At 69.6% G+C, this 8,573-nt stretch carries 10 protein-coding genes; 4 read left to right on the top strand and 6 right to left on the bottom strand.

From position 1 onward, the window contains the following. The coding region (locus ACIA8E_RS30935) for a transglycosylase SLT domain-containing protein (RefSeq protein WP_399296838.1) at positions 1–213 on the top strand (213 nt) is incomplete at its 5' end. Positions 214–673: 460 nt separating this feature from the next. Here the strand turns inward: ACIA8E_RS30935 and ACIA8E_RS30930 are convergent. After that, the gene (locus ACIA8E_RS30930; RefSeq protein WP_399302940.1) at positions 674–1,897 is read right to left on the bottom strand and encodes an MFS transporter; all 1,224 of its coding nucleotides are present in this window, start codon (positions 1,895–1,897) and stop codon (positions 674–676) included. Between the two features lie 206 nt (positions 1,898–2,103). Between ACIA8E_RS30930 and ACIA8E_RS30925 the strand changes: the two genes are divergently transcribed. Continuing rightward, positions 2,104–3,051, top strand: a complete 948-nt coding sequence (locus ACIA8E_RS30925) for an NAD(P)H-binding protein (RefSeq protein ID WP_399302938.1) — start codon at positions 2,104–2,106, stop codon at positions 3,049–3,051. A gap of 10 nt (positions 3,052–3,061) precedes the next feature. Here the strand turns inward: ACIA8E_RS30925 and ACIA8E_RS30920 are convergent, their stop codons facing one another. The 3 genes from ACIA8E_RS30920 to ACIA8E_RS30910 all read right to left on the bottom strand — a co-directional run bounded on the left by ACIA8E_RS30920 (position 3,062) and on the right by ACIA8E_RS30910 (position 5,610). Next, positions 3,062–3,433, bottom strand: a complete 372-nt coding sequence (locus ACIA8E_RS30920; protein ID WP_399302936.1) for a YybH family protein — start codon at positions 3,431–3,433, stop codon at positions 3,062–3,064. Between the two features lie 326 nt (positions 3,434–3,759). Further along, entirely contained in the window at positions 3,760–4,473 is a 714-nt protein-coding gene (locus tag ACIA8E_RS30915; protein WP_399302934.1) for an SDR family NAD(P)-dependent oxidoreductase, read from the bottom strand. Positions 4,474–4,686: 213 nt separating this feature from the next. Next, complete coding sequence (locus ACIA8E_RS30910) at positions 4,687–5,610, bottom strand: LysR family transcriptional regulator (protein ID WP_399302932.1); 924 nt, start codon at positions 5,608–5,610, stop codon at positions 4,687–4,689. A gap of 151 nt (positions 5,611–5,761) precedes the next feature. Between ACIA8E_RS30910 and ACIA8E_RS30905 the strand changes: the two genes are divergently transcribed. Next, complete coding sequence (locus ACIA8E_RS30905; RefSeq protein ID WP_399302930.1) at positions 5,762–6,064, top strand: muconolactone Delta-isomerase family protein; 303 nt, start codon at positions 5,762–5,764, stop codon at positions 6,062–6,064. Between the two features lie 105 nt (positions 6,065–6,169). Continuing rightward, on the top strand, positions 6,170–7,390 hold the full coding sequence (locus tag ACIA8E_RS30900; RefSeq protein WP_399302928.1) for a YbfB/YjiJ family MFS transporter: 1,221 nt from the start codon (positions 6,170–6,172) through the stop codon (positions 7,388–7,390). A gap of 109 nt (positions 7,391–7,499) precedes the next feature. Here the strand turns inward: ACIA8E_RS30900 and ACIA8E_RS30895 are convergent, their stop codons facing one another. Then, positions 7,500–8,120, bottom strand: a complete 621-nt coding sequence (locus ACIA8E_RS30895) for a TetR/AcrR family transcriptional regulator (RefSeq protein WP_399302926.1) — start codon at positions 8,118–8,120, stop codon at positions 7,500–7,502. A 139-nt stretch (positions 8,121–8,259) separates the two neighbouring features. After that, positions 8,260–8,520, bottom strand: coding sequence for a hypothetical protein (locus tag ACIA8E_RS30890; protein WP_399302924.1), 261 nt, complete (start codon positions 8,518–8,520; stop codon positions 8,260–8,262). Between the last annotated feature and the right edge of the window lie 53 nt (positions 8,521–8,573).

The raw sequence follows: 8,573 nt of genomic DNA, 5'->3' as shown, positions 1-8,573 counted from the left end.
GGCAACCCCAACGCCATCAACAACTGGGACTCCAACGCCATGAAGGGCATCCCCTCCAAGGGCCTGATGCAGGTCATCGACCCCACCTTCAAGACCTACCACGTCGCCGGCACCTCGCAGAACATCTACGACCCGGTCGCCAACATCACCGCCTCCGCCAACTACGCCGCGCACCGCTACGGCTCCATCGACAACGTCAACTCGGCCTACTGATCCGGCCCGACGAAGCACCCCGGTCGCCCAGCACGTCCCGGGCGACCAGCGCCCGAACAAGACCCACCGGGCAAAGAACCGCAGGCCGCGTCCCCGCGACCGGCCTGCCGACGACAGCCGTTCCCGCAGCCACCGACGGCACGCCCCGACCCCGCGGCGCACAGGCGCACCGCAGCCGGGTTCACGCCCCCGGTACCTGCTGAGGGAAGCAGCGTCCACTCAGCGTCGAAGTGTCGACGCACACCCACCGGCCGACGCCCCGCGCTGCTGTCGTGACGGCACGGACGACGCTCGAAGACCCCCACTGAACGGCGCCGGGATCGAACTGCGCAGCCGGGGCGAGGGGTTCAGTCCTGGGCCACTTCTGCCAGGGCATCGAGACGGGACCGGTGACGGATGCGGACGCCAACGGATGTCGCGACGTCTTCCAGCCTCTCCTCGACGGCAGGACTCGCGGCCTTCACCGGCGACCGACAACGCCCCCCGCCGGCGGCCTGCGTGCGGCGTACGCTCCCGCGCCTGCCGCCAGCAGCACCACACAGCCCGTGAAGATCAGTCCGGCCTGGCGCAGCCCGAGCCATGTGGCCATGGCACCGACTCCGACGACCGGCACCGAGATCCCGGTGTAGGCGACGACGAAGAACGCCGAAATGGTGCCGCCACGATGCTGTGCCGGGGCGGCACTGCTGACGAGGGTGAGTGCCGCGCGAAAGGCCAGTCCCTGGCCGGTGCCGCCGCACACGGCACCCAGGACGAGCAGAAGCAGGGATTCGGCGATCAGTGACGACGCCACCAGCAGCAGGCCCACGACGAGAATGCCGCACCCCACGGGGAGCGCTAGGCGCGCGCCGATCCGTTGTGTCAAGGACTGTCCGACGGTCGAAGCCAGAAACACGGAGAAAACCACGGCGCCGGAGACAGCCAGGTTGTGCACACCCAGCGTCCGCGAGTCAAAACTCGGCGCGACCGCCGTGAACAGCCCGAGAAGCGCGAAGCCGGCGAACGCCGCCAGCGAGGCGGGCGGGAACACACCCTTCACTTCGGTAGGCACCGTGACTCCCTGCGGCGTCAGAGGCGGCCATCTCTTCGGCTCCGCCACGGTCTCCGGCATGAACCAGGTGATCCCCGTGGCCACGGCCACCAGCCCCAGGTGAACCAAGAACGGCAGCATCAGCGGCCAGGGCGTGTACTGCGCGAGAAGGCCGGAGAGCAGTGGCCCGCAGCCCAGACCACCCATGTTCGCCGCAGTGGCGGCGAAACCGGCACGCGCCTTCTGCCCGGGACCCGCCAACTCGATGACGGCCGCTGTTGCCGCGCCGCTCAGCAGGCCGGCCGCACAGCCGGACAGCAGTCGCCCCGCGAAGAGCAGAGGCAGGCCGCTCTGCAGGAGGAAGCATCCCGCGCTCGCGGCCGACAGGGCCATGGCGCACAGCAGCACAGGTCGGCGGCCGACCTCGTCGGAGTAGTTTCCCGCCACCAGAAGCACGGTGATGACCGCGACGGCGTACACGGCGAAGATCACGGTCACCATCAGCTCGGAGAACCCGATCTGTTCCTGGTAGAGCCCGTACAGCGGAGTGGGCAGCGTGGTCCCGGCCATCCCGATGGCGAACACCACTGCCGCAGCCCGATAGCCCGGCCGCCGGCCACCGCCTGCATTCCCTGCGCCGTCACGAACGATCACGCACGTCACCCTACGAGCGGCCCCGCACTGCAACGGCGACCAGCACGAGGTGGCGCGCCGCTCCGCAGGAACGTGAGCGCGGGGTTCTCATGTCGTCTCCCCCGCCGGCGGAGACACTGCCGTGACTCGTTGCACCGCTGCTCCATCCTGGCTTGACCGGCAGGGCTTCCCACAGCCGGGCGCTTCGAACCGGCAGGATCACGCCCATGGTGCACCGACCCTCGATCCCCTCACCCGAACCCGCCATGACCCTCGTGACAGGCGCTGCCGCCAACGTTGGCCGGATGGTGGTGGAACGCCTACGCGGCGACGGTCTCCCGGTTCGCGCGTTCGTGCACCGGGACGACGAGCGCGCCGCTGAGCTCCGCGACCTGGGGGCGGACGTCGCCGTGGGCGATCTGACGCGCGCGGCCGACGTCGTCCGGGCGCTCGACGGCTGCCGCCGGGTGTACTTCGGACTGAGCGTGTCCTCCTATTATCTGGAGGCGACCGTGACCGCGGCAGCGGCCGCCCTGGACCACGGGCATCTCGAGGTCTTCGTCAACATGTCCCAGCTGACGGTCTCCCAGATGACACTGACCAGCACCAGCGAATCCAGGCAACAGCGTCAGCACTGGCTCGCCGAACAGACCCTCAACTGGTCCGGCCTCCCGGTGACCCACATCAGGCCCACGGTGTTCATGGAGAACCCGATCTTCCTGATGGCCATGGCCGCCGACGTCGCGCAGGACGGCACCATCCGGCTTCCCTTCGGATCGGGCCGTACCTCCCCGGTCGCCATCCAGGACGTGGCCGAGGTGGCAGCCACCGTCCTTGCCTCGCCGGACGCACACGTGGGCCGCACCTACGGCCTGACCGGAGAGCGCTCCCGCGACATGACAGCCATCGCGGAAGAACTCACCGACGCATTGGGCAGGGACATCACCTACGTCGACGTCCCCTACGAGGAATGGGTACGCACCAGGCTCACCCCTCTGGGCCTGCCTGAGCACGTTCGCGAGCACCTCTCCACGATGGCGCGCCTCCACGCCGCGAACAGGTACGACCGAGCCACTGACGACGTGGAGCTGATCACCGGACACCCCCCGCTCAGCTTCGGCGACTTCGTGCGGAGCCATTCCGCGGCCTTCGCCGGCACCACGCGCGCACGCTGACCGGCCGCGACTAATCGAGGCGGGATACCTGGTAGTGACTGATGTACCAGCGGTCCTCAACGCGCTTCACCAGTACGCCGAGATGGAGGCCCACCGTGGGCCGGTCGGTGAACGAGAAGTCGACGCTCAGGTAGCCGAGCACGAGGCCGTCGGCGGGCTGCCTGGTCTCGAGAATCCGATACGCGGCCGTCATCCCGAGGGGTTGGGAGCCGTAGTAGTCGGCGACGCCCTGCCGTCCGATGCTGTAGGGGCGCAGACCCTGGAAGATCGCGTCCTCGGTGAAATGGGAGGCGACCCGCTGCGGTTCGTGCCCGTCGACGGCTGCTTTCCACTGGTCGAGGACACCGCGCAGGATCGCTTCGCTGTCCGTCGTGCTGTTCATCAAATTTCTCCTGTCAGGGGGAATGGGGACTCACGGCTTCCTGTCCGGGCGGGTCACGACTCCGCTTTCCATGTCGGCGCCGGGCTCGGGAACAACCATGACGGGACTGCCCGCAACGACGCCGCGTGCATGGCCAGGCGGATGAAGGCGCGGGGGCGGGGGCCCGAATGGCCGCCCCCTCTCGTGGCCTGCACGAAGAGCGCCTCGCCTTCGACCCTGGCACGGGTTGTCCGAACACGGCCTCGGCGCGCCCTGCTCGACTGCGAGCACCGCACGACGGGCCCTGCCCAGCGGGACACGGGGGAGACGGCAGACGTGCCTTCGGGTCAGCGGCCGGCGCTCTGGCCGCCGTCGACGTGGAGGATCTCGCCAGTGACGAACGGGGCGTTCTCCAGGTAGATCACCGCGTCGACGATGTCACTCAGCTCGCCCATCCGGCCGACCGGGTGCAGTCCGGCGAGCATCTCGTGGGTCTCCTCGGCGTGCATGGGGGTCTTGATGATGCCTGGAGAGACGGCGTTGGTGCGGATGCCACGCTTGGCGTACTCGATGGCGAGGGACTTGGTGGCGGACTGCAGGCCGCCCTTGGTCAGCGAGGCCAGTACGGAGGGGACGTTGGAGTCGGCGTGGTCGACCAGGCTGGTGGTGATGTTGACGATGTGCCCGCCGCCCTGGGCGAGCATGTGCTCGACGGCCAGCTGGGTGATGCGGAAGAACCCGAGCAGGTTCACGCCGGTCGCCGTCGCGTAGTCGTCCTGGGTGTACTCGTGGAACGGCTTGGCGACGAAGATGCCCGCGTTGTTGACCAGGGTGTCGACACGGCCGAACCGCTCGATGCCCGCGGCGACGACGCGATCGGCGGTGGCGGGATCGGCGATGTCGCCCTGGACGGTGACGACGTCCGCGTCCTGCGACTCGGCGACAGTCCGCGAGGTGGCGACGACGCCGTAGCCGAGGTTGCGGTAGGCATCGACGAGGCCGGCACCGATGCCCTGCGACGCGCCGGTGATGACTGCGACCTTCTGGCTCTGAGTACTCATGATGATCTTCTCCGAAACGGGATGTGTTCCGACCGATTACTAGCCGACCGGTCGCCTATTGAGAAGGTAGACGACCGGTCGAGAAAGAGTCAACGGACATCTGAACCGGCCCAGGACCGGCTTCCTCATTGCTGGTAGGCGCAGCCTCCCAGCCCAGGCGGGCCAGGCGTCGGGCTGGGGCTTGATGACGGTTCGCCGGAAGAGCGAGGCCGCCTACTGCCTTTGTGCGCCGCTGTCGGGCCGCCAGGCGCCCGGGGCATCGATTCCCAGATCGCCGACGCCGTCGCAGAGCGCGTCGACGACGGCACGTACCGCCGGGCGCGCCTCACTGCCGCGCCAGACCAGGAACCAGGGCCAGTACACCTCTGGCCCGCGGACCGGACGTTGGACCAGGTCGGGTGGCAGCTGGGCGGACTGCCCCTTGGGCGAGTTGATGACCGGGCGGCCACTACGGCGGACGTGGTCGAAGAAGGCGGAGCCGGTGATGCCGCCGTCGGAGATGTGTACGGGGCGGGCCCCGGTGTCGCGGGCCAATTGTTCGGCGTAGCGGTTCCAGGACGACCAGGAAGTGGTGTCGTCGTCGAGGAGGACGTCGGTGTCCCGGGCGAGTACGTCGCCGGTCACATCGCCGGTGGCGACGGCGTAGAGCCGGTCGGCGCCGATGAGCCGCGCCTGGAGGCCGTGCTGCTCCAGGTCCTCGGTGCGCACCCAGCACACCGCGAGGTCCAGGCTGCCGTCGGCGACCCGGGCGGCCTGCGCGTGGGAAGGCGCGATCCACGCATCGATGTGGAGTTGGGCCACCGCGGGGGTGCGGGCGACCAGGTCTGCCGGGAGCCAGTTGACGTAACCGAGCCGGACCCGCTCCGCTCCGGAAAGCCGGCCGGCTCGGCGCTGGAGGTCGTCAGCCCGTTCCAGCAGGGCGCGGGTGTGCGGGAGCAGGGCCGCCCCGGCCGGGGTGAGGGAAACCGAGCGGCGGTCACGGTCGAACAGGCTCACGCCGAGGTCGCGTTCGAGCACTTTGATCTGCTGGGACAGTGACGGCCCGGCGATCAGGAGCCGCTCGGCGGCCCGGCCGAAGTTCAGTTCCTCGGCGACCGCGACGAAGTACCGCAGTTGACGCAACTCCACGCCCGCCATGCTACGTCCGGTGGGAGGTTGCGCCTACGAGCATCGAGGATGCCGGTCGTGGCGTCGGCCCTCGTGACGGGTGGACGATGGCCGCATGGAAACCGTCCACACCAGTGGCGTACCGGCGCGAACCGGGCGCCCGGCCGAACGGAGCAGCAACATGCGCGAGTTTTTGGTCGAGATCACCACCACCATCCCCGAGGGCACCCCCCAGGACGAGGTCGACCGGCGTCGCGCCGCCGAAGCAGTCCGCGCCAAGGAACTGGCCGCCACCGGCCACCTGGCCCGGTTGTGGCGCGCGGTCGGCGAGCTACGCAGCATCGGCATCTGGCGTGCCGCCGACGAGGACGAGCTCCACGAGAAGGTGCTCGGCACGCTGCCACTGCGCTCGTGGATGTCGCTCGACGTCACCCCTCTCGAGTCCCACCCCAACGACCCGGGCCGGACCGACGCCACGCCGTGACCGGCGGGGCTCCCTTCCGACGACATTCACCGCCGCCGTCACGCGGTCGCAGCGATGAGCCGCGGCCCGCCCCGCATACGCGCACGGCCCCACGAGGACTTCGTCATGAGCTTGCGAACCCAGCGCCGCTTCTCCGCGCGATCCCGCGGCCCAGTCCGCTCGCCTTGGACCCACGTCGCGCAGGCCGCCGCAGCGCTCGCCGCGGGCATGGGGGTCGGCCGCTTCGTCTACACCCCGATCCTTCCTCTGATGCACACCCAGGCAGGACTGTCCTCCGCCGCAGGCGCGAACCTGGCCACCGCCAACTACATCGGCTACCTCGTCGGAGCGCTGCTGGGCATCGCGCTGCCCGCACTGGCCCGCTCCCCCGTAGTCCTGCGCGGTTCCCTGATGGTCCTGACCGGCAGCCTCGCCGGAATGCCCGCCGCTCACAGCACCAGCGTGTGGATCGTGTTGCGACTGCTGGCCGGCCTGACCAGCGCCCTGATCTTCGTCGTCGCCGTCAGCTCAGTCCTCAGCCACCTGCGAGATCACCCCGCTCACCTGCCCGGCTGGGCATTCGGTGGAGTCGGCGGAGGCATCGCTCTGTCCGGTCTGCTCGTTCTCGTCCTGCGCTCCGTGGCCGACTGGCGGGCCGCCTGGTGGGCCTCGGCCGGACTCGCCACCGTCTTCGCCGCTGTTTCGTGGAATCTGCGTCCCGAGGGCACGCCCGCGTCCGGCGTCAGCTCCACGACGGGCACTGCCCGCCGATCGGGTCCGCGCACGCACCGCTGGTTCACCGCCTTGTTCGCCGCCTACACCCTGGAGGGCATCGGTTACATCGTCGCCGGCACGTTCCTGGTCGCCGCGATCGAGCAGAGCTCCCCGGGCTGGGCGGGCAGCGGCGCCTGGGTGCTCGTCGGTCTGGCTGCCGTACCGTCCTCGGCGCTGTGGGCCTGGCTGGGCCGGCGCTGGTCCCGCCCCGACCTGTTGTGCGCCGCCCTGATCATCCAGGCGGTCGGCATCGCCCTGCCCGCGCTGATCGGCGGCGTGACGGCCGCCTTGATCTCCGCGCTGCTGTTCGGCGCGACGTTCCTCGGCGTCAGCACGATCGCCCTGGCTGCAGGAACCCACCTGCAGTTCCCCCGGCCGGTCGCCCTGCTGACCGCCGGCTACTCCGTGGGCCAGATCCTCGGCCCGCTGGTCGTGACCCCACTGCTTCACCACGGCTACCACCAAGCCCTGGTCCTGGCCGCCCTGGTGGTTCTCGCCGCCGCCGGTGCCGCCGCCGTCCTGCGGATCGGCTTCCCGCACCACATGGCCGTTGTGCGGAGCACGGTCCCCTGATGGCCGTCCGCACCGTCGGAAACCACGCCGGCTCGGACCGATTGCCCTTGAGGCCCCTCTTCGCCCCCCGTTCAGCCCCTGGTGCTGCCGGCCGCGCCGGGCGGGGGTGTCAGCTGCCGGCCAGTGCCTCCTGCGGTGCGCGAGCACCGAGCAGGGCCAGGCAGTTCGGCCACAGGGGGCTGAGCCGGTGGGTGTTGTTGTAGAGCTTGGCGAACAGCACCTGGCCCTCGAGTTGGGCGACGACGGACCGTGCGGCTTCCCGGGTGTCGGTCACGGTGACCTCGTCGCGTTCAAGAGCCTCGGTGATGACCGAGTCGACCATCTCGACCTGTGCGTCGAAGATCTCCTGCAGTCGGGTGCGGATGGCCTCGGTCTGGTTGCTCATCTCCAGGGTGAGATTCCCGAACAGGCAGCCCGAGACGGTGCCACAGCTCTGCTGGCCGGCGCGCTGGCCGGCCTCCGTCACCTCGAACAGCTGCCGCAGCCGGTCCAGTGGTTCTGCGTCGCTGCTCAGGATGCCTGTCCAGTCCCGCTTCTGGCCGGCCCAGTGCTCGTCGATCACAGCCAGAGCAAGGGCCTCCTTGGACTCGAAGAAATAGTAGAAGCTGCCCTTGGGGACACCGGCCGCCTTGCAGATCTCGGCCACGCCCAGCGCCGAGTACCCGCGCAACTCGATAAGCGACTGCGCGGCACTGACAATTTTCTCTTTGGCGTCACTGGTCCGTCCCATGGCGCGAGTGTACGACCGGTCGACCATCACTTACTAGACCGGTCGGCTAGTATCGGATGGTCACCGTGTGTCGCCCCAGGGGAGGTCAGCCCGTGCCCGCCAGGTCTCTGCTGCACAAGGGGCATCGCTCCTCGCCGTCTCAGGCGTGCCAGCCGAAGACGGCCGGTACCAGGGACTGCCCCTCCAGTTCGTCGCGGACCGCGACTCGGTACGCCCACACGCTCGCGATGTACGGGTGGTAGGCGTCGTGGAAGGTGGGGGAGGAGACAGGCGCCCCCGCAGCGACGGCGCTGCGCAGTGCACGAAGCTGCTCGAACATCGCCTGGCCCGCGCCGGCAACCGTCGCGCTGGCGTCGATGAACAGCCTCTCCCGTACCTCGTAGAGCCTGGCGTCGGTCAAGGCGGCGCGGCTGGCCGGCTCCAAGCCGGCGGCGGCCTCAGGGGCCTGCGCGA

This window comes from Streptomyces sp. NPDC051664, from assembly GCF_044453545.1.
In the GTDB taxonomy this organism is placed as follows: Bacteria; Actinomycetota; Actinomycetes; order Streptomycetales; family Streptomycetaceae; genus Streptomyces.
The sequence above is the reverse complement of the archived record's forward strand: the minus strand, read 5'-3'. Positions and strand labels throughout refer to the sequence as shown.